The organism is Streptomyces sp. NPDC041108 (assembly GCF_055592645.1).
In genome coordinates, this window is record NZ_JBVIYK010000003.1 from 93,115 (window position 1) to 118,217 (window position 25,103).

General features: G+C 71.8%; 20 protein-coding genes and 1 tRNA gene. 10 read left to right on the forward strand and 11 right to left on the reverse strand.

Features of this window, described 5'->3' with window-relative positions; translation table 11 throughout:
- Nucleotides 1–96: 96 nt before the first annotated feature.
- From thrC to ACZ6BB_RS09980, 5 genes are all read right to left on the reverse strand, one after another.
- The gene (thrC, locus tag ACZ6BB_RS09960) at nucleotides 97–1,155 is read right to left on the reverse strand and encodes a threonine synthase (protein ID WP_471614804.1); all 1,059 of its coding nucleotides are present in this window, start codon (nucleotides 1,153–1,155) and stop codon (nucleotides 97–99) included.
- Nucleotides 1,156–1,161: 6 nt separating this feature from the next.
- Complete coding sequence (locus tag ACZ6BB_RS09965; RefSeq protein ID WP_275460431.1) at nucleotides 1,162–2,460, reverse strand: homoserine dehydrogenase; 1,299 nt, start codon at nucleotides 2,458–2,460, stop codon at nucleotides 1,162–1,164.
- 591 nt (nucleotides 2,461–3,051) lie between these two features.
- A complete protein-coding gene (gene lysA, locus ACZ6BB_RS09970) occupies nucleotides 3,052–4,443 on the reverse strand; it encodes a diaminopimelate decarboxylase (RefSeq protein ID WP_471614805.1) in 1,392 nt (463 codons plus the stop codon).
- Between the two features lie 213 nt (nucleotides 4,444–4,656).
- Nucleotides 4,657–5,805, reverse strand: coding sequence for an ArgS-related anticodon-binding protein NrtL (gene nrtL / locus ACZ6BB_RS09975; RefSeq protein WP_471614806.1), 1,149 nt, complete (start codon nucleotides 5,803–5,805; stop codon nucleotides 4,657–4,659).
- A 306-nt stretch (nucleotides 5,806–6,111) separates the two neighbouring features.
- Nucleotides 6,112–6,660 (reverse strand): response regulator, encoded by a 549-nt coding sequence (locus tag ACZ6BB_RS09980; RefSeq protein ID WP_471614807.1) that lies wholly within the window; start codon nucleotides 6,658–6,660, stop codon nucleotides 6,112–6,114.
- Nucleotides 6,661–6,785: 125 nt separating this feature from the next.
- Between ACZ6BB_RS09980 and ACZ6BB_RS09985 the strand changes: the two genes are divergently transcribed.
- A tRNA-Arg gene (locus ACZ6BB_RS09985) sits at nucleotides 6,786–6,857 on the forward strand.
- A 183-nt stretch (nucleotides 6,858–7,040) separates the two neighbouring features.
- On the opposite strand, the gene ACZ6BB_RS09990 is transcribed toward ACZ6BB_RS09985, so the two are convergent.
- The 4 genes from ACZ6BB_RS09990 to ACZ6BB_RS10005 all read right to left on the reverse strand — a co-directional run bounded on the left by ACZ6BB_RS09990 (nucleotide 7,041) and on the right by ACZ6BB_RS10005 (nucleotide 11,025).
- Entirely contained in the window at nucleotides 7,041–7,427 is a 387-nt protein-coding gene (locus ACZ6BB_RS09990) for a DUF6083 domain-containing protein (protein ID WP_471614808.1), read from the reverse strand.
- A gap of 243 nt (nucleotides 7,428–7,670) precedes the next feature.
- Nucleotides 7,671–9,725 (reverse strand): hypothetical protein, encoded by a 2,055-nt coding sequence (locus tag ACZ6BB_RS09995; RefSeq protein WP_471614809.1) that lies wholly within the window; start codon nucleotides 9,723–9,725, stop codon nucleotides 7,671–7,673.
- Between the two features lie 92 nt (nucleotides 9,726–9,817).
- Nucleotides 9,818–10,258 (reverse strand): hypothetical protein, encoded by a 441-nt coding sequence (locus ACZ6BB_RS10000; RefSeq protein ID WP_471615298.1) that lies wholly within the window; start codon nucleotides 10,256–10,258, stop codon nucleotides 9,818–9,820.
- An 89-nt stretch (nucleotides 10,259–10,347) separates the two neighbouring features.
- Entirely contained in the window at nucleotides 10,348–11,025 is a 678-nt protein-coding gene (locus ACZ6BB_RS10005) for a hypothetical protein (protein ID WP_471614810.1), read from the reverse strand.
- A gap of 315 nt (nucleotides 11,026–11,340) precedes the next feature.
- Between ACZ6BB_RS10005 and ACZ6BB_RS10010 the strand changes: the two genes are divergently transcribed.
- Entirely contained in the window at nucleotides 11,341–12,552 is a 1,212-nt protein-coding gene (locus ACZ6BB_RS10010) for a lysylphosphatidylglycerol synthase transmembrane domain-containing protein (RefSeq protein WP_471614811.1), read from the forward strand.
- A gap of 208 nt (nucleotides 12,553–12,760) precedes the next feature.
- Here the strand turns inward: ACZ6BB_RS10010 and ku are convergent, their stop codons facing one another.
- Complete coding sequence (ku, locus tag ACZ6BB_RS10015; protein ID WP_471614812.1) at nucleotides 12,761–13,873, reverse strand: non-homologous end joining protein Ku; 1,113 nt, start codon at nucleotides 13,871–13,873, stop codon at nucleotides 12,761–12,763.
- A gap of 307 nt (nucleotides 13,874–14,180) precedes the next feature.
- On the opposite strand from ku, the gene ACZ6BB_RS10020 reads away from it, so the two are divergent.
- Together ACZ6BB_RS10020 and ligD are read left to right on the forward strand one after the other, a co-directional pair.
- Nucleotides 14,181–16,589, forward strand: coding sequence for an ATP-binding cassette domain-containing protein (locus ACZ6BB_RS10020; protein WP_471614813.1), 2,409 nt, complete (start codon nucleotides 14,181–14,183; stop codon nucleotides 16,587–16,589).
- A gap of 404 nt (nucleotides 16,590–16,993) precedes the next feature.
- The gene (ligD, locus tag ACZ6BB_RS10025; protein ID WP_471614814.1) at nucleotides 16,994–17,875 is read left to right on the forward strand and encodes a non-homologous end-joining DNA ligase; all 882 of its coding nucleotides are present in this window, start codon (nucleotides 16,994–16,996) and stop codon (nucleotides 17,873–17,875) included.
- 20 nt (nucleotides 17,876–17,895) lie between these two features.
- Here the strand turns inward: ligD and ACZ6BB_RS10030 are convergent, their stop codons facing one another.
- A complete protein-coding gene (locus tag ACZ6BB_RS10030) occupies nucleotides 17,896–18,699 on the reverse strand; it encodes a nuclease-related domain-containing protein (RefSeq protein WP_471614815.1) in 804 nt (267 codons plus the stop codon).
- Nucleotides 18,700–18,803: 104 nt separating this feature from the next.
- On the opposite strand from ACZ6BB_RS10030, the gene ACZ6BB_RS10035 reads away from it, so the two are divergent.
- The 6 genes from ACZ6BB_RS10035 (at nucleotide 18,804) to ACZ6BB_RS10060 (ending at nucleotide 25,032) form a co-directional block, all read left to right on the forward strand.
- Complete coding sequence (locus tag ACZ6BB_RS10035; protein ID WP_471614816.1) at nucleotides 18,804–19,316, forward strand: protein-tyrosine phosphatase family protein; 513 nt, start codon at nucleotides 18,804–18,806, stop codon at nucleotides 19,314–19,316.
- Nucleotides 19,317–19,483: 167 nt separating this feature from the next.
- Nucleotides 19,484–20,239 carry a hypothetical protein gene (locus ACZ6BB_RS10040; protein ID WP_471614817.1) on the forward strand — a complete coding sequence of 252 codons (756 nt, stop codon included), beginning with the start codon at nucleotides 19,484–19,486 and terminating at the stop codon, nucleotides 20,237–20,239.
- Nucleotides 20,236–21,516 carry an ATP-binding protein gene (locus ACZ6BB_RS10045; RefSeq protein ID WP_471614818.1) on the forward strand — a complete coding sequence of 427 codons (1,281 nt, stop codon included), beginning with the start codon at nucleotides 20,236–20,238 and terminating at the stop codon, nucleotides 21,514–21,516. Before ACZ6BB_RS10040 ends, ACZ6BB_RS10045 begins: the two co-directional genes overlap by 4 nt.
- Nucleotides 21,517–21,756: 240 nt before the next feature.
- Entirely contained in the window at nucleotides 21,757–22,113 is a 357-nt protein-coding gene (locus ACZ6BB_RS10050; RefSeq protein ID WP_471614819.1) for an SH3 domain-containing protein, read from the forward strand.
- Between the two features lie 43 nt (nucleotides 22,114–22,156).
- Nucleotides 22,157–23,572: an FtsW/RodA/SpoVE family cell cycle protein gene (locus ACZ6BB_RS10055; protein ID WP_471614820.1), complete on the forward strand. Its 1,416-nt coding sequence runs from the start codon at nucleotides 22,157–22,159 to the stop codon at nucleotides 23,570–23,572.
- Nucleotides 23,569–25,032 (forward strand): penicillin-binding transpeptidase domain-containing protein, encoded by a 1,464-nt coding sequence (locus tag ACZ6BB_RS10060; protein ID WP_471614821.1) that lies wholly within the window; start codon nucleotides 23,569–23,571, stop codon nucleotides 25,030–25,032. The genes ACZ6BB_RS10055 and ACZ6BB_RS10060 overlap by 4 nt, the downstream gene beginning before the upstream one ends.
- The last annotated feature ends 71 nt before the right edge of the window (nucleotides 25,033–25,103 follow it).

A 25,103-nucleotide genomic window follows, 5' to 3' on the forward strand; every position in this document is an offset into this window, starting at 1 on the left:
TCCTGCCAGGGTTATCCCCCGGGAATCGCCGTCTACGCGCGACTCCCAGGTCTTTCGAAAGGCTGGCGAGAGGATACGCGAGCGATCGGCGTGCGGTTACGCGAGGCCGAGGCGCTCGGCCGCCGTCGCCGCGTCGACCGGGACGGTGACGGGCTGCGGGGCACCCGCGACGGCCCAGTCGGGGTCCTTGAGGCCGTTGCCGGTGACCGTGCAGACGATGGTCTGGCCCGCGTCGACCTTGCCGTTCTCCGCGGCCTTCAGCAGACCGGCCACCGAGGCGGCGGAGGCGGGCTCCACGAAGACACCCTCCTGCGCGGCCAACAGCCGGTAGGCGCGCAGAATCTCACGGTCCGTCACCTCGTCGATGAGGCCGCCCGACTCGTCCCGCGCGGCCAGGGCGTAGTTCCAGGACGCGGGGTTGCCGATGCGGATCGCGGTGGCGATCGTCGAGGGGTCCTTGACGACCTCGCCGCGCACGATGGGCGCGGAACCGGAAGCCTGGAATCCCCACATGCGCGGGGTCCTGGACGCGATCCCGTCGGCGGCGTACTCGGTGTAGCCCTTCCAGTACGCCGTGATGTTGCCCGCGTTGCCCACCGGCAGGACGTGGATGTCAGGGGCGTCGCCGAGCATGTCCACGATCTCGAACGCGGCGGTCTTCTGGCCCTCGATGCGCACCGGGTTCACCGAATTGACCAGCGCCACCGGGTAGTTGTCGCTCAGTTCACGCGCCAGGGTGAGGCAGTCGTCGAAGTTGCCGTCGACCTGGAGGATCTTCGCGCCGTGCACGAGGGCCTGGCCCATCTTGCCCAGCGCGATCTTCCCGCGCGGGACGAGCACGGCGGAGACCATGCCCGCGCGGACCGCGTAGGCGGCCGCGGAGGCGGAGGTGTTGCCCGTGGAGGCACAGATGACCGCCTTCGCGCCCTCCTCCTTCGCCCGCGTGATGGCCATGGTCATGCCCCGGTCCTTGAAGGACCCGGTCGGGTTGGCACCCTCGACCTTGAGGTGGACCTCGCAGCCCGTGCGCTCGGAGAGCACCTGCGCGGGTACGAGGGGCGTGCCGCCCTCGCGGAGCGTCACGACCGGCGTGCTGTCGGAGACGGGCAGCCGGTCCCGGTACTCCTCGATGATTCCGCGCCACTGGTGAGTCATTGCTGGTTACTCTCCTTCAACCCGCATGATGCTGGCGACACCCCGCACGGTGTCGAGGTTGCGCAGCGCCTCGACGGTCCCGCTGAGGGAGGCGTCCGAGGCGCGATGGGTGACGACGACGAGAGAGGCCTCGCCGCCGCCGTCTTGCCGTCCTTGCTGCCGCACCGTATCGATCGACACACCGTGCTCCGAGAACACGGTCGCCACCTGGGCGAGAACACCCGGTTTGTCGGCGACGTCGAGGCTGATGTGGTAGCGGGTGGTCACGTCGCCCATCGGCGAGACCGGCAGGGCGGCGTACGCCGACTCACCCGGCCCGGTGGCGCCCGCGAGCCGGTTGCGGCACACGGCGACGAGGTCGCCGAGCACGGCGGAGGCGGTGGGGGCACCGCCCGCGCCCGGTCCGTAGAACATCAGCTGACCTGCGGCGTCCGACTCCACGAACACGGCGTTGTAGGCGCCGCGCACGGAGGCGAGGGGGTGGGTCAGCGGGATCATCGCGGGGTGCACGCGCGCCGTGACGGAGCCACCGTCCGCGGCCCGCTCGCAGATGGCGAGCAGTTTGATGGTGCAGCCCATGTTCTTGGCGGAGGCGAAGTCGGCCGAGGTCACCTCGGTCATGCCCTCGCGGTACACGTCGTCGAGCCGCACGCGCGAGTGGAAGGCGATGCCGGCGAGGATCGCGGCCTTGGCGGCGGCGTCGAACCCCTCGACATCGGCGGTCGGGTCGGCTTCGGCATATCCCAGGGCGGTGGCCTCGTCGAGGGCCTCCTGATACCCGGCGCCCGTGGAATCCATCTTGTCGAGGATGAAATTGGTGGTGCCGTTGACGATGCCCATCACCCGGTTGATCTTGTCGCCGGCGAGGGACTCGCGCAGCGGCCGGATCAGCGGGATGGCGCCGGCGACGGCGGCCTCGTAGTAGAGGTCCTTGCCGGCCTCACCGGCCGCGGCGTGCAGCGCGGCACCGTCCTGGGCGAGGAGCGCCTTGTTGGCGGAGACGACGGAGGCTCCGTGCTCGAACGCGGTGGTGATGAGGGTGCGGGCGGGCTCGATACCGCCGATGACCTCGACGACGACGTCGATGTCCCCCCGTTTGACCAGGGCGGTCGCGTCGGTGGTGACGAGCGCCGGGTCGATGCCCGCGCGCACCCGCGAGGGCCGCCGGACCGCCACGCCCGCGAGTTCGACCGGTGCGCCGATACGGGCGGCGAGGTCGTCGGCGTGCGTCGTCATGATGCGCGCCACCTCTGAGCCGACGACCCCACAGCCCAGCAGCGCCACCTTCAGCGGACGCGTACGCATCATCCGACCTCGTTTCCTCACTACCGACATACCGAATACGGTGGAACCAGTCTCACTCACCGGACGGGAGTTTCTATCCTTCGTCCGGATCGTGAGACATCTATTTCATTTTCACCGGGCCGGAAGACGGAGATCTTTCGGCCCGGGTTTGGCGATGTTCTTTTGTTGTGTGGTGCGTGGCGCGGGGTGAAACGCGGCGCGTGATGCGGAGTGCCGTGGCGCTCGGGCGCCGCGGTGCGACGCGGTGCTTTGGTGCGACGCGGTGCGGTGCGGTGCTTTGGTGCGACGCGGTGCGGTGCGGTGCTTTGGTGCGACGCGGTGCGACGCGGTGCTTTGGTGCGACGCGGTGCGGTGCGATGCGGTGTTCGGGTGCTCGGCGCTCGGGGGGTGTGCGCGGGTCGGGTGGGTGCGCGGGTGCGGGTGGGTGCGGGTGCGTGCGCGGGTATCGCCCGCTCCGCGCGCTGATCAGCGGATCACTCGAACCCGCGCGGAACGTACGAACCGCGCACGGATCATGCGAACCGCGCACGGACCGTCCGAACCGCGCGTGGATCATGCGAACCGCGCGTGGTTCACCCGGCCGCGCGTAAATCATCCGACATCGAGACGGAGGAGATCCTCCTCCGTCTCCCGGCGGACGATGACGCGGGCCTGTCCATCATTGACGGCGACGACCGGCGGCCGCAGCACGTGGTTGTAATTGCTCGCCATCGAACGGCAGTACGCGCCGGTCGCCGGAACGGCGATCAGGTCACCCGGTGCCAGGTCCGCCGGCAGGAACGCATCCCGCACCACGATGTCACCGCTCTCGCAGTGCTTGCCGACCACGCGCGCGAGCATCGGCTCGGCCTCGGAGGTGCGCGACACCAGCGCGACGCTGTACTCGGCGTCGTACAGCGCGGTCCGGATGTTGTCGGACATGCCGCCGTCCACGGAGACGTACGTCCGCAGCCCGTCCAGCGGCTTGATGGTGCCGACCTCGTACAGCGTGAACGCGGTGGGCCCGACGATGGCGCGCCCCGGCTCGACGGAGATCCGGGGGGTCCGGAGCTTGGCGGCGTCGCATTCCCGGTTGACGATCTCGGTCAGGGCCTTGGCGATCTCATGGGGCTCGCGGGGGTCGTCGGCACTGGTGTAGGCGATGCCGAGCCCGCCGCCGAGATCGATCTCGGGCAGTTCGACACCGTGCTCGTCACGGATGTCCTTGAGCAGTCCGACGACACGGTGGGCGGCGACCTCGAACCCGGACGTGTCGAAGATCTGGGACCCGATGTGCGAGTGGATCCCGATGAGTTCGAGCCCGTCCAGCTTGAGCGCCCGCCGCACGGCCTCCGCGGCCTGCCCGCCGGCTAGCGGGATCCCGAACTTCTGGTCCTCGTGGGCGGTGGCGATGAACTCGTGCGTGTGAGCCTCGACGCCGACGGTGACGCGGATCTGCACCCGCTGCCGCCGGCCGAGCGACTGGGCGATGTGGGCGACCCGCACGATCTCCTGGAAGGAGTCGAGCACGATACGGCCGACGCCGGCCTCGACGGCACGGTGGATCTCGTCGGTGGACTTGTTGTTGCCGTGGAAGGCGATGCGGTCGGCGGGCATACCGGCGGACAGGGCGGTCGTCAGCTCACCACCCGAGCAGACGTCGAGGTTGAGCCCCTCCTCGTGCAGCCAGCGCACGACGGCCCGGGACAGGAACGCCTTCCCCGCGTAGAACACGTCGGCGTCCTGCCCGAAGGCCGTACGCCAGGCGCGCGCCCGCGCCCGGAAGTCGGCCTCGTCGACGAAGTACGCCGGCGTGCCGAACTCCTCGGCGAGCGCCTTCACATCGATCCCGCCGACGCTGACGACTCCGTCGTCGGCACGGGTGACGGTCTGCGCCCACACCTTCGGGTCCAGCGAGTTCAGATCGGCGGGCGGGGCGGCGTAGTGCCCCTCGGGAAGCACGTCGGCGTGACGGGGACCGGCGGGGTGTGCGGAACGGCTCATATCTGTACGGCTTTCTGTGAACTCCGGCTGCGGGGCGGGGGCTGCCTATCGGGGGCTTGGCCTGAGCCGGCCCTGGACTGGGTCCGGTCTCGGTCCGGGCTGGGTCCGGGCTGGGTCCGGGCTGGGTCCGGGCTGGGTCCGGGCTCGGACCACGGCCTCGTCGGCTCTCGGCCTCTGCTCTCGGCTTGGTGGCTTTTGGCTCCGCGGGCTCGCTCAGAGGTAGTCGGGTGCGTCGATGCCGAGCAGGGACAGGCCGCCGGCCAGCACCGTCCCGGTGGCTTCGGCAAGCGCCAGCCGGGCCCGGTGGGCGGCCGAGGGTTTCTCGTCGCCGCGCGGCAGCACCGTGTGCTGAAAGGCGAGCAGGGCGTCGGCGAGGACGACCAGGTGCCGGGCCAGACGATCGGGAGCACGGAGGGTGGCGGCTCGGGTGAGGGTGGAGGGATAGGTGGTGAGGGCGGTGACGAGGGTGGTGGACGGGTCGGGGGTGCGCTGAGTGGCGGAGGCGTAGAGGTCGGCCGAGGCGCAGGGGGTGCCCAGGGGGCCCGGGGCGGCCGTGAAACCGAGGGCCGCGGCGTTGCGGCTGAGCGCGCGGACTCGGGCGTGGGCGTAACGGACCCGGAAGAGGGGGTTTCCGGCCCGCTGCGCGAGGAGGTCCGCGGTGATCCGGGGGCGGTCGTGGGCGGCCGGGTGCAGGAGGGCCCAGCGGAGGGCGTCGGGGCCGAGGGGGGTGGGGTCCTCGGGAGCGGGGACGGGGCGGAGGTCGATGGGGCTGCCGTCGTCGCCTTGGTCGGCGGCGACGTGCTGGGGCCGGATGTGATCGACCTCGACGCGACCGCCCTGGCTGGCGACGATCCGCACGAGCGCGTCGGCGACGACCTCCGCACGAATGTCGTACGGGATGCGCAGCCGGACGACCTGCCCGGCGAGGGTGTCGCTGTGGCCGTACGGGAGGGAGGTGGAGTCCTGGCCGCCACCCTCCGTGCCGTCCGTTCCGCCCCTGCCTTCCGTGTCCTCCATGCCGTCCCTGCTCTCCCTGCCCTCCGTGCCCAGGATTCGGCGTACGAGCGTGGTGGCGGCGGCCCGGTCGAGATGGATGTTGAGGAACCCGGGCCCGGTGATCTCGACGGCGGCGACGCCTTCGGTGCTGCTGAGATGGGGCCGCAGTATCTCGGCGACCTGCAACGGCGGCCGCCCGGCGGGCCGGGCCAGCTGCAGCGCGATGTTCGTCGCGTAGTCCCCGCTCCCTCCGGGCCCGGGCGGGGTCACCACGGCACGTGCGGGCACGGCGACACTCAGCTCCCCGTCGTCCACAGCACGACGCACCGCGCGCAGCACGGTACGGGAGAGCTCGACGGGGGTCACGGGGACAAGCGTAGGGGAGGAGGGGGGTGGGTATGCGAGCCGGTTTGGCCTGAGGTCCGGGATGTGGACAGGGAGCGGGCGGGAGGCTCAGCGCAGGGACGACGAGAGCGACGCGCCTTGGAAGGGCGGGAGCGCCCCGAGGCTCGGGAGTGTTGAGACACCGGGGTGTCGGGGCGCAAAGGCCCCAGAGGCCCCAGGCGTCCCAGAGGTCCCAGATCAGCCGGAAAGGCCCAGCCTCACGGGGCGGCAGACCGCCAAGAATTCACGCCACGACCCCTCACCCCGAAGTCAGATTCAGGTTCAGGTTCAGGTTCCGCTGCGGCCGGCGCGCTCCGCACACTCGGTGTGCTCGGTCCCGCCGAGCGGGGCGCCGGCGGGGGCGGGGCCGTCGACACCGATCCCGTACGGCACGCCCTCGCCGTCAGTTGAACTCGCTCGCTCCATCAACTGCCGCACGAGGGCGACGAGTTCGGCCGGCTCGAAGGGCTTGGCAAGGAAGGCGTCGACGCCGACGTCGAGCCCCGCCTCGACCTCGTACTGCGAACAGGCACTGACGATGGCGAGCGGAAGGCGTCGCGTCCGGGCGTCACCACGCAGCCGGGCGGCGGTACGGAGACCGTCGAGCCGGGGCATGACCACGTCGAGGGTGATGAGGTCGGGCCGCACCTGATGAACGACATCCAGGCACTCGGCACCATCGGCCGCGGTCACCACCTCGAAGCCCTCCAGCTCGAGATTGACCCTGATCAGCTGCCGGATGACCTTGTTGTCGTCTACAACAAGCACCCGGCCGGACGCGCCTGGCACAACTCGAGAGTAGGTCCGTCCGCACCGCCGCGTCCGGGTTTTCCCCACTTCCACCCCCTGCGGGCGACCTCCCCCAGCTCAACCCCGCCCTCCGCCCACCAGAAACCGTTCATGATCTCCCTCGGAGAGCTGGTAGGGTTCTACCCGTCGCCGCCGAACAAGGCGCCCGACACGCCCCCGTAGCTCAGGGGATAGAGCAACGGCCTCCGGAGCCGTGTGCGCAGGTTCGAATCCTGCCGGGGGCACCTTGTGTGAGGTGTCCAAAGACCCCGTCACCAGCGGAGACGCTGAGGGTGGGGTCTTCGCGTATGTGTGGAGGCGCATGCGGCTCACAGCGGCCCCGTTCGGCTGTCCGGGGAGTGCTGGAAAGCAGCTTGTGGCATCTCCCCCATCTCCCCTGGTCAATCCGGGGTTTCACCCTGCGCTCGTCAGCCCGCGTCCGGCCACTCCTCAGGGGGCACACGTGGTGGCTCCGGGGCGCTTTGCCGGTGCGCTTGCCTTGCGTTTTCCCCTCGCAGGCTGGTCAACCACGGCCATAGATCCGGCAGGGCCTGCTGTGGGCAGGCGAGACGGTGCTCTATGCGGCACCGCTGGAACTGGTCCGGCGGACACACTCCGTAGACCGTCACCCGCCCGTCGGACAGCTCGATCCAGCGGTACTCCGCCGGCACCGTGTGGGCCGGCGGGCGCATATCGGGCTCCAGCAGCACCCAGTCCTGCTCAAGCGTCGCTACCCGATCCTGCAGGAGCCCGCAGTAAGGACACCTGTTCTGACCTCTGCCTATGCGGCGCGGCTTCTCATCCAGAACCCCCATGAGGTGAGGGTCTCTAGGGATTCGGTCAAGGCGTAGAGCGCGAACCGGACGGGACGTCTGGGGTTGCCGTGTGCTGGTGAGACGGGATGCGACGCAGCAGGTGCAGGCAGCATCCAACGGACGACGGTGCGCGGCCGAGATTGGGCGGAATTATCGGTTCCTGCGGCCTAGGGGTCGAGGGCTGGGGGTGATAGCCCCCATGCAGCTGAGCGCTGTTACGCGCTCAGGGGCGGTCCGTCACCCTCACTCTTGCGTCCGGGACGGAGGGGGCGGGGAAGCGGTGGTCGGTGGGGCAGAGATGTGGTCCAGGTTCAGGGGGTGGCTCGTGCTGTCGGTGTTCAGTCTGGCCTGTAGGTCGGTCTGTCTTGCCGCCAGTTGCTCGAGGATCAGGAGTGGGCGGGTGAGAGGGAGTCCTGCCTCGACCTCCTTCTTGCTCCAGTGGCCCAGGAACTCCAGAACCGTGTCGATCAGGCCCAGGGCGGACTGGGCCGTGAGTTCGTCCGCGGGCTTGGCGAAGACACCTTGGTGGAATGCCGCGTTGCGCATGGCGTAGAGCCAGGTGAGCTGGGTGTGGATGGTGTTCTGTTGATCGTGCAGCCACGTCGCGAATTCTGCGGGGTGCGCGAGGCGCCTCTGCCAGGTGGCTACCTGCTCCGCGGCCAGGCCGTCCGTCATGGCGACGAGGGTCGCGAGAGATCTGTTCGCGGACTGGATGTCTGCGGGGGCGCCTTGGGGCGGAGCGAGTACCGCAAACCATTGATTCAGGTGAATTGCGCCATTCGGCCCATTTTCCGGACTGTCGCCTCCGTCTTTGAGGATCACCTTCATCACCGCGTGCAGCAGTCTGTCGGTTTCTCGGGTCAGGTTGTCTTGCGTCGTTCGCGCCTCGTCCGCTTGTGCGAGCAGGGCCGAGTGGCGTGCGGACATCTCCTCGTGGGCCCGGCGGGCCGAGGCGGCCGGTTTGTCCTTCACCTTTTCCATGCTTCGCGTGAGGCGGGCCACTTTGCGCTCGTACTCTCGCTGTTGCCAGGCGGCGTGCCTCACCGTCGCCTGTGTGGAGAGCAGCACCACCTGCCACAGTCCCAGGAGTTGTTGCCGCGCCGCGTGCAGCGCGCAGGCCTTCGCCAGGATGTCGAGTCTGGCGGCCTTCATCCCCACCGACTCGACCGCGCTCCACACCAGGCCCGCGGTCGTCATCGGAGCGTCGACCTGCTGCGCCAGGTGGGCCGCGCGCAGGGCGGGGCCCAGCGAGGCCGGCCAGTGGGTGGTCAGCGGCAGCGCCGCCTTGGTGGTCTTCGATCTCGCGTCGTCGTGGACCACGTGAGCGCTCATGTCGGTGGCGAACAGGAGCGGATGGAGGGACAGGCGGCTCAGCCGCTGGCCCGCCGCGTACTGGTCCAGGACCTCACTCAGCTTTCGCCGTCCTCGACGCAGGGCGGTGTGCGTGTCGGCCGCGCGGACGGGGAGCGTAACCAGCACCGCGGGGCCGTCCAGGCCGGCCGCGATACGGCTGAGGAAACGGCGCCGTGTGTCCTGCCTCTGCGCCTCATGCGGTGGTTCGGCGTCACGGGGCACCGGCTGCTGTCTCGCGCCGGGGAGCAGGGGTTCCAGATTCCTGAGTTCTCGGGTGCCTAGGACCACGAGGCCCACTCTGAAGGGTCGCTCGGCCGGCCAGAGGACCGCCGCGATCTGCTCTGTGGTCGGCGCGTGGGGCGACGTTCTTTTCAGGAGAGCGATCAGGTCGGTCCGCAGGTCGAGTCCGTCTCGTCCGTGCAGGGCGACCGCGACGGCTATCTCGTTGCGGATGGTGACTGCCGCTCCCGGGGACATCCGGGACTCCCATAGGGGGACCAGCCAGTCCCGGATGGATCTCGAAGCCGGCGTGATGAGTCGCCCCAGCCGGGCCGCGTAGTTCCGTTTCACGTGGTCCGGGGTGGAATCGGTGAGCGTCGCCTCCAGCGAGTGCACCAGGCGCCGGGCGGCGCGCAGGTGTTTCGCGTTGTCGGGGACCGTGGCGAAGACCAGGCTGGCGGTGTCCATGTTGACCCGCGCGGGGGCTGTCAGCCGTTTCAGCAGGCGGGTGACCGGTTGTCTCTCGGCCGAGACGTTTCCTTCGAGAGCATGGTGCACACGAATGAGGGTCAGCAGGGCGCTGTTGACGGCGGACACATGCTCGGTCGCGTAGGCACGTGGATCCAGCATCCGCAGGAGACCTTCGAGGAATGCTCGTTGCTGACGCGTGAGAGGCGCTGCACCGAAGGCTTCCACGGCATGCGCGTCCCATACCTTGTAGTGCATCTCCGCAGACTACGCCGCCGCGTCCTCGCCGGGCGGAGCAACTGGCGGGACGAAAGCGGGACTTGCGCGGGGCGGCCGTCCGGCAGGTGCCGTCAGGTGGTGGGGCGGCGGTTGGGCGGGGTGAAGAGGTAGAGGTCGAGGATGGGGGGCATTGGGGCGACACCCGGACCACCGGAGCGGACCCAGGTGACGATGTCCTCGGTGGCCTCGGGGTCGTTGACCAGGCCCAGCCAGACGGGGCGGGCACCGGTGGCGCGGCCTGCCGCGGAGGGTTGGACCACGACGACGTTGGCCTGGTCGCAGGCGTCCAGGCAGGCGGAGACACGGGTGGGGACCGCGGCTCGGAGGCGGGCGGTCTGGCCCTCGTGGTCCACGCCGGGGAGTTTGGGGGTACCGCAGCAGCAGTCCCGGCAGACCGTCACTCGGGAGGGCGCGGAGGGCGCGGAGGGGCGCGGGGACGGGCGGGTGGAAGCGCGTGTGGTGGCGCGGGTGGGCGTGGGCGTCGGGTCCGGGGGCGTCCGCTTCGAGGTCATCACGGCGTCCATGGTGTCGGGACAGTGCGTGTGGGGGGCTTCATGCGGCGGCCTCGGAAGTCGGTGAACTGGTCCTGTCCGTGGGGAGTTTACGTGCCGCCGACCCCCCTCGCCCTCGCCGTCACCAGGGGCTTCGCCCCCACGGAGCGGATCGGGGCGCGGTCGCGCAGGAGGTGGAGCCGGAGCGGGCCGCCGGCGTGCCGGACGGCGTGGGCGACCAGCTCGCCGGCCACCGGTTCGGCGGTGAGGGCCAGATCGCCCAGGTCTCGAATGGCCGCTGCCCGGTGACGGCCTCGCGGGCGAGGGAGACGACGGCCGGTCACTGGGGGGGGGTCGCACGGGGCGGCCAGGTCCGGGCCGGGGGGTGGGTGGGTACGCCTGACGAGGAGGGTCACGCCGTCGGCCGGGCGGGCCGGGAGCGCCGTCGGGGCGGGCGGGCCGCGGGACGCCGTCGGGGCGGGCGGGCCGGGCGGGCCGCGGGACGCCGTCGGGCCGGCGGGCCGGGCGGGCGGGCCGGGCAGGCGGGCCGGGCGGGCCGGGCGGGCCGGGCGGGCCGGGCGGGCCGGGCGGGCCGGGCGGGCCGGGGGCAGGGTGGTGAGGAGCGCCTCGCAGGTGGACTCGGGGCGCGGCAGGTGCGGGCCAGGACCCTGCGGAACTTGTCGAGGCCGTCCGGTGTCGGTGTCGCGGTGCCGGTCCTCGACGAGGCCGCCGATGGCGTCCCAGGAGACCGACGACGGGATCGCTTTCTGGCCCGCGGACGGCCCCACCGCACACCGCCACCGCCCCGCCGTCACAACAATGGGGCGGGCGAAGTGCGATCTTGGCGGGAGTCGGGCGCGAGGGCCTCCGGGAAGTGACTTGTGTCTCACACGGGACGGAGGGGATCGGGCGGGCGCCGACGACAGAGTCGCTGCTGGGAAGCGGTGTCGTCGTTTCGGCGGTGGCAGGAGTTCGGGTGGTGCATACCGGGGAGTCATTTGGGGTGGGAACGGTCCTGGGGTTCCCTTCGTTCTTGACTTGCCCTGCCTCCGTCGGAGCGGTCCCCCGCCGTGCCGACGCGACGCGGAAGGACGACGTGCCCTTTGTTCCCGCTCCCGCTCGACGCGCCGCCCCCCTCGCGGCCCACCCCGTCCCCGGTCACCGACCCCCTCCCCCTGATACCCAGCCCGGCCCGGCCCTCGGACCCCACCCACGTCCCCGGCCGGACCTCGGCATCGGGCCCCGACGCCGTACCCGAGGCGCTCCCGGAGCCTGACCGCGCCGCCTGTCCCGATGCGCTCCCGGAACCCGACTGCGCCGGCCGGGCGGCGGCGTTTCCGCCCGCCAGGCTGCGGGCGCTGCTGCCCGCCTGTTCGGCCGTCAACGCCCGGCGGCTGCGGTTCGCGCTGACGCTGCTGCCGCTCGCGCTGCTGGCGGTCTGGGCGGCGGTCGACTGGCGGACGGTCCATGAAGGGGCCGTACGGCTTGCCTCGGCCAACCCCTGGTGGCTGCTGGCCGGCGCGTTCTTCACGGCCCTGTGCTCGGTGGCCTCCGCCTGCGTACGGCAGGGGGCCGTGCCGGAGCGGCTTCCGCCGGGGCAGCTGCTGGCGACGCAGTTCGCCGCCGGCGCCGCCGGGCACGCCCTGCCGGGGAACATCGGCGCCCACGCGGTCGTCCTGCGTTTTCTGCGGCGCAGGGGCATCCCCCTCGCGCGTGCGACCTCCTCGCTCGCCCTGTACTCGGCGGTCAAGCCGGTGGCCAAGACCCTGGTGATCGTCGCCTTCGTCGTGGCGTTCCCGGGCACGCTCCGTCTGACCGAACTCCTGCCCAAGGGCGAGACCCTCGCCCTGGTCGGCGCGATCACCGGGGTCGGCCTCGCCGCCGTGGTCACGCTGATCACGACCGTACGGCCGTTGCGGCGTCCCCTCATCGGGGGGCTGCGTTCCGCGCTCACCGACACGCGGCTCGTGCACAGCCGTCCCGTCCGCGCCGTCTCCCTGTGGGGCGGGGCCGCCGCCTTCCCGCTCTGTCAGGGGGCCGTGGTCGCCTCGGTCGGTACCTCGCTCGGGCTGCCCGTGTCCTGGACGCAGATGCTCTTCGCGTACCTCGTCGCCAGTACCGCCGCCGGTGCGGTGCCCGCGCCGGGGGGCCTCGGTCCCATGGACGCGGCGCTCGTCTTCGCCCTCGTCGCCTTCGGGGCGCCGGCGAGCCTCGCCACCACCACGGTCATCGGCTATCGCGTCCTCACCGTCTGGCTCCCCCTCCTGCCGGGCACGCTCGTGCTCTCGGCGCTGGTACGGGCGAAGGTGCTCTGAGCCGGGCCGACGGGAGGAGTGGGGTCCTCCGGGCGCGGGGGCCGGGCTGAGGGGCCCGCCGTCCACCGCGCGGAGTGCTTGTGCATGTGCGCGTACCGTCCGGCTCGGAAGTGGTGTTCGTGCCGCGTGGCGCGCGCTCTCCGAAGGGTTCGGCGGCCCGCCCGCCACGGGCACCGGGCGCCGGGCGGGGCAAGGGGGCGCGGGCCGATCAGGCCGAGCGTTTGCGGGCGGTCGTCTTCTTCGCCGGGGTCTTCTTCGCGGTGCTCTTCGCCGCCGTTGCCTTGGCCGAGGCGGACTTCGACACCGAGGGCTTCGCCGTCGTCCCGGACGCAGCCGCCGTCCCGGACGCAGCCGTCGACCTGGACGCCGTCGTCTTCTTGGCCGTCGACTTCTTCGCGGCCGTCTTCTTCGCCGGCGCGGCGGACCTGGTCGTGGACTTCTTCGGGGAGGCGGCCGTGCCACGGGCCGTCGTGGTGGATTTCTTGCCGGCCGGTTGCTTCGGGGTGGGGCGGGACGAGAGGTGGGTGACGTCGGCGACGTCCTCGCCGCGCGACTCCTTGGCCTCGCGGACGCTCTTCTCCAGGGCGGCCATGAGGTCGAGGACCTTGCCGCCCGGGGCCGGGGCGGGAGCGCTGGGCACTTCCTCGCCGGCGGCCTTCGCGGCGACGAGTTCTTCGACGGCCTCGCGGTAGTCGTCGTGCAGGGACGCGAAGTCGACCTCGCCGAGGGTGTCCATGAGGGCGTCCGCGAGGTCGAGTTCCTTGTCGCGGACGGTGACGCTCGTGTCGGGGGCGACCCCGTCCGTCGCACGGATCTCGTCGGGCCAGAGCAGCCCGTGCATGGCGAGGACGTCGTCCACGACCCTCAGCATGCCCAGCCGCTCGCGCCCGCGCAGCGCGAACTTGCAGATGGCGACCTTTCCGCTGCGCTTGAGCGCCTCGCGGAGGAGGGTGTACGGCTTGGCGGCGGGGACACCGTTCGCCGCGAGGTAGTACGCGGCGTCCACCTGCAGCGGGTCGACGCTCTCGGCCGGTACGAAGCCCTCGATCTCGATGGTCTTGGCCGTCGGGATGGGCAGCGACGCGAGATCCTCGTCCGTGATCGGGATCATCGTGCCGTCCGCGTCCTCGTACGCCTTGCCGATCTCGCCCTGCGTCACCTCGCGGTCCTCCAGCTCGCAGACCTTGCGGTAACGAATGCGGCCGCCGTCCTCCAGGTGGACCTGGCGGAAGGAGACGGAATGACTCTCGGTCGCGTTCACCAGCTTGATCGGGATGCTGACCAGGCCGAAGGAGATCGCACCGTTCCAGATGGATCGCACGGGCAGCACGCACCTTTCGGTTCCCTGCTTCCGGTTTGTCCACACCGTAACGCGGACCGATCAGGGGTGCTCGGCGGGCCGGTCAGGATTCGAGAAGCGCGGAGGGGCCGGGCCCGCCTAGCGTGAAACGGGCGGCGCCTCGCGTCCTCCGACCAGCCCGGCCGGTCGAACGCCCGTTTTATCCCGGCCTCACGGAAATGCATCCGGAATACGCACTACCGCACGTACCCTTCCCAGCGGATCGGACCCGGTCGGGCGACGCCGGCGGGACCGCGGGACGCGGCTCCGCACGACAGATGGAGGAACGATGACCAAGGCCACGAGGGCGGGGACGCAGGAGCGGTCTCCCGGGCCGCACGCCGCCGACAGCCATGATCTGATCCGTGTGCACGGGGCGCGGGAGAACAATCTCAAGAACGTCAGCATCGAGATCCCCAAGCGCCGGCTGACGGTGTTCACGGGCGTCTCGGGCTCGGGGAAGAGTTCGCTGGTGTTCGACACGATCGCCGCGGAGTCGCAGCGGCTGATCAACGAGACGTACAGCGCCTTCCTCCAGGGTTTCATGGCGAACCTGGCGCGGCCCGAGGTGGACGTGCTCGACGGGCTGACCACCGCGATCACGGTCGACCAGCAGCGGATGGGGTCCGACCCGCGCTCCACCGTCGGTACCGCCACCGACGCCAACGCGATGCTGCGCATCCTCTTCAGCCGACTCGGCGAGCCGCACATCGGTCCGCCCGGTGCGTTCTCCTTCAATGTCGCCTCGGTCTCGGCGAGCGGCGGGTTCACGGTCGACCGCGGGGCCGACAAGACCAAGACCGAGAAGGTCAGCTTCAGCCGCACCGGCGGCATGTGCACGCACTGCGAGGGCCGGGGCAAGGTCTCCGACATCGACCTTGCCCAGTTGTTCGACGACTCCAAGTCGCTCTCCGAGGACCCGTTCACCATTCCCACCTACACCGGCGACGGCTGGGTGGTACGGGTCATCGCCGAGTCGGGCTTCTTCGACAAGGAGAAGCCGATCCGCGAGTACACCAAGAAGGAGCGGCACGACTTCCTGTACCGCGCGCCGACCAAGGTGAAGATCAACGGCGTCAACCTCACCTACGAGGGGCTGATCCCGAAGCTGCAGAAGAGCTTCCTCGCCAAGGACCGCGAGTCGATGCAGCCGCACATCCGGGCCTTCGTGGACCGGGCGGTCACCTTCACCGAGTGCCCCGACTGCGACGGCACGCGGCTGAGCGAGCTGGCCCGCTCCTCGCGGATCGGCAAGGTCAACATCGCCGACGCCTGCGCGATGGAGATCCGCGACCTGGCGCAATGGGCCCGCGGGATCGAGGACGCGTCGGTGGCTCCGCTGCTCGCGAAGCTCCACTACACCCTCGACTCGTTCGTGGAGATCGGCCTCGGCTACCTCTCGCTCGACCGGGCGTCGGGCACGCTCTCCGGCGGCGAGGCGCAGCGGACCAAGATGATCCGTCACCTCGGCTCCTCGCTCACGGATGTCACGTACGTCTTCGACGAGCCGACGATCGGGCTGCACCCGCACGACATCGAGCGGATGAACAACCTGCTGCTGCGGCTGCGCGACAAGGGCAACACCGTGCTCGTCGTGGAGCACAAGCCGGAGACGATCGCGATCGCCGACCACGTCGTGGACCTCGGTCCCGGCGCCGGCACGGCGGGGGGCACCGTCTGCTACGAGGGGACGCTGGAGGGGCTGCGGGCGAGCGACACCGTCACCGGCCGTCATCTCGGGGACCGGGCCGCCCTGAAGGAGTCGGTGCGCAAGCCCACCGGTGCGCTGGAGATCCGGGGGGCGAACGCGAACAACCTCCGGGACGTCGACGTGGACATCCCGCTCGGCGTGCTCACCGTCGTCACCGGGGTGGCCGGCTCCGGCAAGAGCTCGCTCGTGCACGGTTCGATGGCCCGGCAGGCGGGGGCCGAGGGCGTGGTGGCGATCGACCAGACGGCGATCCGCGGGTCCCGGCGCAGCAATCCGGCGACGTACACCGGTCTGGCGGATCCGATCCGCAAGGCCTTCGCCAAGGCCAACGGGGTGAAGCCGGCGCTGTTCAGCGCCAACTCCGAGGGGGCCTGTCCCACCTGCAACGGTGCCGGCGTCATCTACACCGATCTGGCGATCATGCAGAGCGTCGCCACCACGTGCGAGGAGTGCGAGGGGAAGCGGTTCGAGGCGTCGGTGCTGGAGTACCGCTTCGGCGGGCGGGACATCAGCGAGGTGCTGGCGATGTCGGTGGCCGAGGCGGAGGAGTTCTTCGGCGCCGGTGAGGCGCGCACCCCGGCGGCCCACCGGATCATCGAGCGGATGGCGGACGTGGGGCTCGGCTACCTCACGCTCGGCCAGCCGCTCACCACGCTCTCCGGCGGCGAGCGGCAGCGGCTGAAGCTGGCCACCCACATGGGTGACAAGGGCGGGGTCTACGTTCTCGACGAACCGACCACGGGGCTCCACCTCGCCGACGTGGAGCAGTTGCTGGGGCTGCTCGACCGGCTCGTCGACGCGGGCAAGTCGGTGATCGTCATCGAGCACCACCAGGCGGTCATGGCACACGCCGACTGGATCGTCGACCTCGGCCCCGGCGCCGGCCACGACGGCGGCCGCGTCGTCTTCGAGGGCACCCCGGCCGACCTCGTCGCGGCGCGCTCGACCGTCACCGGCGAACATCTGGCGGCGTACGTGGGCGCCTGACCGCACGCGGCCGGTGGCCACCGCGCTGCCCGGGCCCACCGCCTGCCGGGGTGCCGGAGCGCGGTGGAGTGCCGGAGCGCGGTGGGAGACCGGAGCGCGGTGGGGTGCCGGAGCGCGGTGGGCGCCGGTGGGACGGGTGCGCGGGTGCCCGCCCGCGTACGCGAACACGTCGTACGCCCCTTGGCCCCGCGCGCCGGGAGCGCCGCGTCTCGCCAAGTTCCCGGCGTGCGGAGTCACCGTGCACGGCCCGATGCCCGCACCCGGTAGCCCGGCCACCCACCGACCACCAGTGACCCACTGACCCCGACCCACCGGCCACCGGCCACCACCCGCCCATCCGCCACCGCTTCACCTCATTCACCCCTTTCATCACGCTTCGCCCTGAACCGTGGAATTCTGTTGCCATGACACCGATCACCGAGGTGGAGGGCCGCCGGGTCGTCCTCTCCAATCTGGAGAAGGTTCTCCACCCGGCGACGGGCTTCACCAAGGGTGAGCTGCTCCACTACTACGCCACGGCCGCGGACGCCCTGCTGCCGCATCTGCGCGACCGCCCGGTCTCCTTCCTCCGTTACCCGGACGGTCCGGGCGGACAGGTGTTCTTCACCAAGAACGTGCCGCCGGGCACGCCCGACTGGGTCACCACCGCCGAGGTGCGGCGGATGGAGGGGCCGGCCCGGATGGTGCTGGTGCAGGATCTGGCGAGCCTGATGTGGGCCTCGAACCAGGTCGCCGAGTTCCACACACCGCAGTGGACCGTCGGCTCCGGCGAAGAGGCCGACCGGCTGGTCTTCGACCTGGACCCGGGGGAACCAGCGACGATCGTCGAGTGCTGCGAGGTCGCCCGCTGGCTGCGGGAGCGGCTCGCGGCGGACGGGATCGAGGCGTACGCGAAGACGTCCGGGTCGAAGGGGCTGCATCTGCTGGCGGCGGTGCGCGGGGCGTCCTCGGAGCGGGTGTCGGAGTACGCCAGGGAACTCGCCGTCGAGGCCGAGAAGGCGCTGCCCCGCCTGGTCGTGCACCGGATGAACCGCAGCCTGCGCCCCGGCAAGGTGTTCGTGGACTGGAGTCAGAACGCCGCCCGCAAGACCACGGCCGCGCCGTACACGCTGCGCGCCCGCCCCGAGCCGACCGTCTCCACGCCGGTGACGTGGGCCGAGGTGGAGGAGTGCGCCTCCCCCGCGCACCTGGAGTTCCGCGCCCCGGACATCGCCCCCCGCCTCCGGGCCCACGGCGACCTGCTGGCGCCGCTCCTCGACCCGGAGGCCGCGCACTGCCTGCCGTGACGGTCCACCGGTCTACACGTCTACACGCGGGTCCAGGTCCGCCGGTCCCGTGCCATCGCGTGCAGCCCCTCCACGTCCGCGGGCTTGAGCTGCCCGCCCGCGCGGGCGAGTTGGGCGAGGTCCGTGTCGCACAGGACGCGGACCTCGCGCGGAGGCGTGGTGATGTCGAGGCCGGCCGGCTCGGCGAGGGCGAGCACGGGCCGGACCTCGGCGGTGAGGGCGTAGGAGGCACGGTCGGCTTCGGCGCGGAGTGCGCGCAGCAACGCGCGGGGCTCGTGGCGGCCGACGGCGACCATCGGGTCGGTGACGACGACGCGCTGCCGGCGCGCGTGCAGGGACCGTACGCAGAACAGTCCCCCGGGGCCGATCAGCAGGTGGTGGATGCGGTCGCCGCCGGGCAGCGGCACGGAGTGCAGGGTGTGCCAGCCGGCGCCCTCCAGCCGGTCCAGCGTGTCACCGACCGTCCGCTCGGCGGCCAGGGCGCGGCGGCGCGGGTCGGGGCGCAGCCGGCGCGGAGGGCCGGGGGCGCGGTCGAGGGCGATCAGGAGCGCCTCGCCGGGGCGGTTGGGGGCCAGGTCGTCGTCCGGGTGGAGGCTCAGCCGGGCCAGTTCGGCGGGGGTGGGCACGGGTGGCGGGCCCACGGCTACCGGGCCGGTGACGAAGGGGCCGAGCACGGCCAGCACGTCCTCCCTCAGCTCCTCGCTGAGGAGGTTCACCCGGCCCGCCTCACGGTCGTACCAGGCGACGTTCCTCCCGTCGGTCCGGCACACGTACAAGCGTTCCTGTCCGTGCCGCCAGGTCGGTATGACGCGCAGTCGGCTCATGCACCATCACCCCACGACCATGGGAACAGGCGGGGTGCTCCATCGGCAAGAACCCGGCTACCTTTGGGGTGACGGCCTGTCGTCGGGGGCTTGGGGAGGCGCCGTTGCGGTCGCGCAGGAAGCAACCGGGTGTGCCGGCTCCGGGCGAACCGTGGAGCGAGATCGTGCCCGGGCTGTGGATGGGCGGGCACGAGTTCGCGGGGCGGACCGGCACCGGGGACATCGAGTTCGCGGTCGTACGCGACGAGTTCGATCTGGTGCTGACGCTGCTGCGGCTGCCGGGATACGGGCCGGACGACGGCGTCGAGCACCATGTGTGGCCGATCCCGGACGGGCCGCTGGACGGTACGCAGCTGGCGGGTGTGATGCGGCTGGCGCAGGCGGCGTGCGACGCCTTGGAGGACGGCAAGCAGGTTCTCGTGCGCTGCTACAGCGGGTACAACCGGTCCGGTCTGGTCGTGGCGCACGCGCTGATCCGCGACGGTCACTCCGCCGAGGAGGCGATCCGGCTGATCCGCACCCGCCGTTCACCGTGGGCGCTGCACAACGAGCTGTTCGTGGAGTACCTGCACACGGGACTGGCGACGGTACGGCTGCTGGAGGAGCTGGCCGAGTAGCGGACGGACGCGGCACTCCCGCGCCGACAACGGATATCGGATATCGGATATCGGATATCGGACACGGTACGTCCCGAACGCGGAGGCGGACTCCCGCCCCGAACGCGGACGCGGTACTTCCGCACGAATAGGGTGTACTGGACCGTATCGACGCCCTCAGGAGTCCCGTGTTGCCCAGCCGTCCCGCGCGTGCGGCCGTCCTCGCGTCGGTCGCCGTGGCCGCCGCCCTGCTGCTGGGGGCCTGTGGTGACTCCGGGGGCCTGGTGAGCGCGGGCGCGACGCCCACCGCGAGCGGGCCGACCCGGCTGTGGCCCGGGGAGCCGCCCGCCTCCTCCCCCGCCTACGACTACGGCGAGGCCGAGACGGAGGTCGTCAAGGGGGTCGAGGCTCCCGGCGAGGACATCCGCGAGGTGGATCCGGTGGCGGTCGTACGCGCCGAGATCGCCGCGCATCCCGAGATGTACTCAGGGCCCGACGCGGTCTACGGCGGCACCACCAAGCGCATGGCGGACTGCGACGGGGACGGGGACCGCGCCGAGTGCCCCGTCCTGCGGGCCTACTACCGGGACCTCACCGGCGACGGCCACGACGACCTGGTGCTCGGCTTCCGGCTGCTGCCCGGCAATCAGACGGCGGTGCGGATGTACACGCTCCGGGCGGACCGGCTGGTGCAGGTGCTGGCCGGCGACGACGCGGTGCTCGCGGTCGAGCTGGCCGGACGTACCGTGATCATCCGTTCCCCCGCGGCGATCGTCGGCTACGAGTACCGCACCCAGTGGACCTGGGACGAGGAGCAGCAGGCGATGCTGCTCACCCGCGACGAGATCCTGCGCGTGGGCGGATCGGCCCGCCCGTCCCCCACCGGCGCGGCGACGGCACCGGCCGCCACTGCCCGCCCCTCGTCGTCCGGCGGTCCGCGATGAGCGCGGAGCGGACCACGCGGAAACGATTCGTCCTACGCCGCTGGGCCTCCTCGCTCACCTGGAAGGCGCTGGCCTTCATCACCGTGATGTGCTGCGGGCTCGCGGCGCTGCTCGGCGCCCTGGTGCACGTCTCCGTCACCGACAGGACCGTCAGCGACGCCCGCTCACGGGCGCTCGCCCGCCTCGACGATGCGGCACGGGCGTACGAGGCGGGGAACCGGCTGCCGCGCGACTCCGCTCTCGACGCGCGGGGGCTGCCGGGGCCGCTGCGCGAGCTGGCGGTGAGCGGGCGGCGCGGCACGATGGTCGGGGTCGCCGGCGGGCACCCCGCGATGTGGGCGGCCGCCCCCGCCGACGGCCGCGCCCTGGCCGTGCGGATCGACTACGCGCAGAGCGCGGCCACGATCGAGAACCTCGACCGGGCCATCCTGGGCTCCTCGGCGCTGGCGATCGGGGTGACCCTGGCCGTGGGCGCGCTCGGCGTCACCGGGGTGACCCGGCGGCTGCGCACGACCTCGCAGGTGGCCCGGCGGATCAGCGCGGGCGACCTCGACGCCCGGGTCGACGACCCGCGCACGACGGACCCGGCGCGGTACCGCGACGAGGTGGCCGCCGTGGCCGCCGCGCTGGACACCATGGCGTCCACGCTGCAGCGGAAGCTGATCGGCGAACAACGGTTCACGGCGGATGTCGCGCACGAGCTGCGGACGCCGCTGACCGGGCTGCACGCGGCGGCCGAACTGCTGCCGCCGGGGCGGCCGACGGAGCTGGTGCGCGACCGGGTGGCCGCGCTGCGGACGCTGACCGAGGATCTGCTGGAGATCTCACGGCTGGACGCGGGCGGCGAGCGGCTGGACCTGGACGCGATCCGGCTCGGGGTGCTGGCCGAGCGGGTGGCCGCGCACGCGAGCGGCGACACCGTGGTCCGTGTCGTCGAGGACGCGTGCGTGGAGACGGACCGACGGCGGCTGGAGCGGGTGTTGGGCAACCTCGTGGCCAACGCGCACAAGCACGGGCGGCCTCCGGTGGTGGTGACGGTGGAGGCGACGGCCGAGGGGGCCGCGGTGACCGTGCGGGACCACGGCGACGGGTTCCCGGAGTATCTGGTGGCGGAGGGGCCGCAGCGGTTCCGTACGGAGGGTTCCCGCAAGGGACATGGGCTGGGGCTGACGATCGCGGTGGGGCAGGCGGAGGTGCTGGGGGCGCGGCTGGGGTTCGAGAACGCGGCGGACGGTGGTGCGTCGGCCGTGCTGCGACTGCTGGCCGGCGGGGACTGATCTCATCGGCGCGGCGGAGCCACCCGGGTCCGCACGCGAGGGCGTGCGTTGTGGCCGCGGGCGGCCGGTGGGGTCGGTGGGGGCTGGGGGCTGGTGGGGGCTGGGGGCACATCGGACCCGGCCCCGCTCCCCCGAGAGAACAGCGTTTCCCTGATGGCCCATCGCGAAAGGCGCCCCGCCCGCCCTGCTCCTAACGTGGCGAATAGTCAGACTCGCCCCATTTTCCTGGAGGAGCATCAGATGTCCCTGCGGATTCTGCTCATGCGGTTCGGTATAGCGGCTGCCGGTGGCGCTCTCGTGGCGTTCGCGGCCACGACTCCCGCCGCCGGCGCCGGACAGGAGGACCCCCGCACGAGCAAGCAGATCGTCAAGGGCGAGGTCATCGCCCGTACCGGCCTGATCCTGCGCAGCGCGCCGACCCGCGGCGGCGCGGTCGTCCGGGTCGCGCCCTACGGCGAGATCGTCAAGATCTACTGCCGGGCCGACGGCCAGAGCGTCAACGGCACTCGGCAGTGGTACCTGCTCGTCGACGGCACCTGGGCCTGGGGCTCGGCCCGCTACATCGACGCGTTCAAAACGCCACGCACGTGCGCCTGAGCGACAAGACCCGCAAGGCATCCCATTTAGGTAAGTTCCGGGCATGACCACCAAGGCCGGAACGACCCTGGCGGCGGGTCCCTCGGACCCGTCCCCGCCCGCCGTACGCCTGCTACGGCGCCGAGGCGTCGAGTTCACCCTCACCGTCGTGGCCGTCCTGCTCTCCGTGTCCGGCTACTGCGCCGTCGGTCTGGCGAAGAACGGCACCGTCCCGCCCGGCGCCGGCGACTACGGCGCCGGGCTCGGCGTGCTCGCGCTGCTGACCCATCTGGTGGTGCGGGTGCGGGCGCCGTACGCCGATCCGCTGCTGCTGCCGATCGCGGTGCTCCTCAACGGCCTGGGCCTGGTGCTGATCCACCGGCTGGACCTGGAGACCCCGGCCGACCAGGCGGCGCCCGCGCAGCTGAACTGGTCGACACTGGGGATGGCGCTGTTCATCACGGTCGTGGCCCTGCTGCGCGACCACCGCGTTCTGGCGCGGTACGCGTACGTCTCGGTGGTGACCGCGCTCGCCCTGCTGGCGCTGCCGATCCTCTTCCCGCCGGTCAACGGGGCCCGGATCTGGGTGCGGATCGCGGGGTTCTCCCTCCAGCCGGGCGAGTTCGCGAAGGTGCTGCTCGCGCTGTTCTTCGCCGGCTATCTCGCGGCGAACCGCAACGCGCTGGCGTACGCCGGGCGTCAGATCTGGCGCTTCAAGCGCCTCCAGCTGCCCACCGGGCGGGTCCTCGGCCCGATCGTCACCATCTGGCTGCTGAGCGTCGGCGTGCTGGTCCTCGAACGGGACCTGGGCACCTCACTGCTGTTCTTCGGCCTGTTCGTGATCATGCTGTACGTGGCCACGGGCCGCACCGGCTGGATCGCGGTGGGGCTGCTGCTGGCGGGCGTGGGCGCGGTGGCCGTCGGCTGGCTCGAACCGCACGTGCACAGCCGGGTCGAGGACTGGCTGCACCCCTTCGCGTCGATCGAGGCGGGCCAGGGTGCGGGCCAACTCGCCCAGTCCCTCTTCTCGTTCGCGGCAGGCGGGGTGCTCGGCACCGGCCTCGGCCTCGGCCACTCCGTCCTGATCGGCTTCGCCGCCAAGTCCGACTTCATCCTGGCCACCGCGGGCGAGGAACTGGGACTGGCCGGCCTCGCCGCGATCTTCCTGCTCTACGCCCTGCTGGTGGAGCGCGGCTTCCGCACCGGCCTCGCCCTGCGCGACCCGTTCGGCCGTCTCCTGGCCAGCGGTCTCGCCTCGATCATCGCGCTGCAGGTCTTCGTGATCGCGGGCGGTGTCACCGGCCTCATCCCCCTCACCGGCATGCCGATGCCCTTCCTCGCCCAGGGCGGCTCCTCCGTCGTCACCAACTGGATCATCGTGGCCCTGCTGATCCGGATGAGCGACTCGGCCAGGAGGCAGGCCGACACCGGGCCCGTCCCTCCGAGCCCGAGCGCCGGCCCGGAGGTCCGGAGCGCATGACCACCTACATCCGCCGCGCCGCCGCCCTCTGCGCCCTGCTGCTGGTCGCGCTCCTCGTCAACGCCACCCGCGTCCAGGTCTTCCAGTCCCGGGCCTACGACGACAGTCCCGCCAACCGCCGCCCGGTGATCGCCCGGTGGAGCCAGCCGCGCGGGGACATCGTGGTCGAGGGGCGCCCGGTCACCGGCTCGAAGGACACGGGCGAGCAGCTCCGCTTCGAACGGACGTACAGGGACGGCCCGTTGTACGCGCCGGTCACGGGCTTCGCCTCGCAGGTGTACGGCACGACCTTCCTGGAGGACGCGGAGGACTCCCTCCTGGACGGCAGCGACCCGCTGCTCTCCTTCCTCCCCCTGTGGAACGACATCACCCGCGACCAGAACGCCGGCGGCGAGGTCGTCACCACCCTGCGGGACGCGGCCCAGCGGGCGGCGTACCGCGGACTCGGCGCGCGCCGGGGCGCGGTCGCCGCGCTCGAACCGGCCACCGGGCGCGTCCTGGCACTGGTCTCGCGCCCCTCGTACGACCCCGGAGTGCTCTCCGGCAACGGCCCCGAGGTGACCGCGGCGTGGACACGGCTCAACGGGGACGCGAGCAGGCCGATGCTCAACCGGGCCGTGCGGCAGACCTATCCGCCCGGTTCGACGTTCAAGGTGGTGACGGCCGCCGCCGCGCTGGACACCGGGGTGGTCACGGACGTCGACGCCCCCACCCGCTCCCCCGCCCCGTACACCCTGCCGGGCACCACGACGTCCCTCTCCAACGAGGTCGAGGGCTGCGAGAACGCCTCCCTGCGCTACGCCTTCGAGTGGTCCTGCAACACGGTCTTCGCGAAGCTGGGCGTGGACGTCGGTCTCGGCTCCATGACGGACACGGCACGCGCCTTCGGCTTCGACAACGCGGGCGTGCGCATCCCGTTCCGGGTCGCGCCCAGCAACTTCGACACCGAGATGGACCGGGCCCAGCTCGCGCTCTCCTCCATCGGGCAGTACGACACCCGGGCCACCCCGCTGCAGATGGCCCTCGTCACGGCGGCCGTCGCCAACGGGGGCTCGGTGCCGTCGCCGTACCTCGTCGAGCGCACCACCACGGCGGACGGGCGCACGGTCGCCGGGCCGGGCCCGCGCACCCTCCGGCGCGCGATGGATCCGGGCACCGCGCGGCAGTTGCGGGACCTCATGCGGGGGGTCGTCGAGGACGGCACCGGCGCCAACGCCGCCCTGCGCCGTGCCACCGTCGGCGGCAAGACCGGCACTGCCCAGCACGGCATCGGCAACTCCGGCACCCCCTTCGCCTGGTTCATCGGCTGGGCCCAGTCCGACGACGCGCTCGAACCCGAGGTGGCCGTGGCGGTGGTGGTGGAGGACGCGGAGGCCGTACGGGGGGAGATCAGCGGGGGCGGGGACGCGGCGCCGATCGCGCGGGAGGTGATGCGGGCGGTGCTCGGGGGCTCCGGCTGACGACGGCGACCGACAGCAGCCGACGGCACACGGCGACAAACGGCGACAAACGGCGACGGCAGCCTCTACGG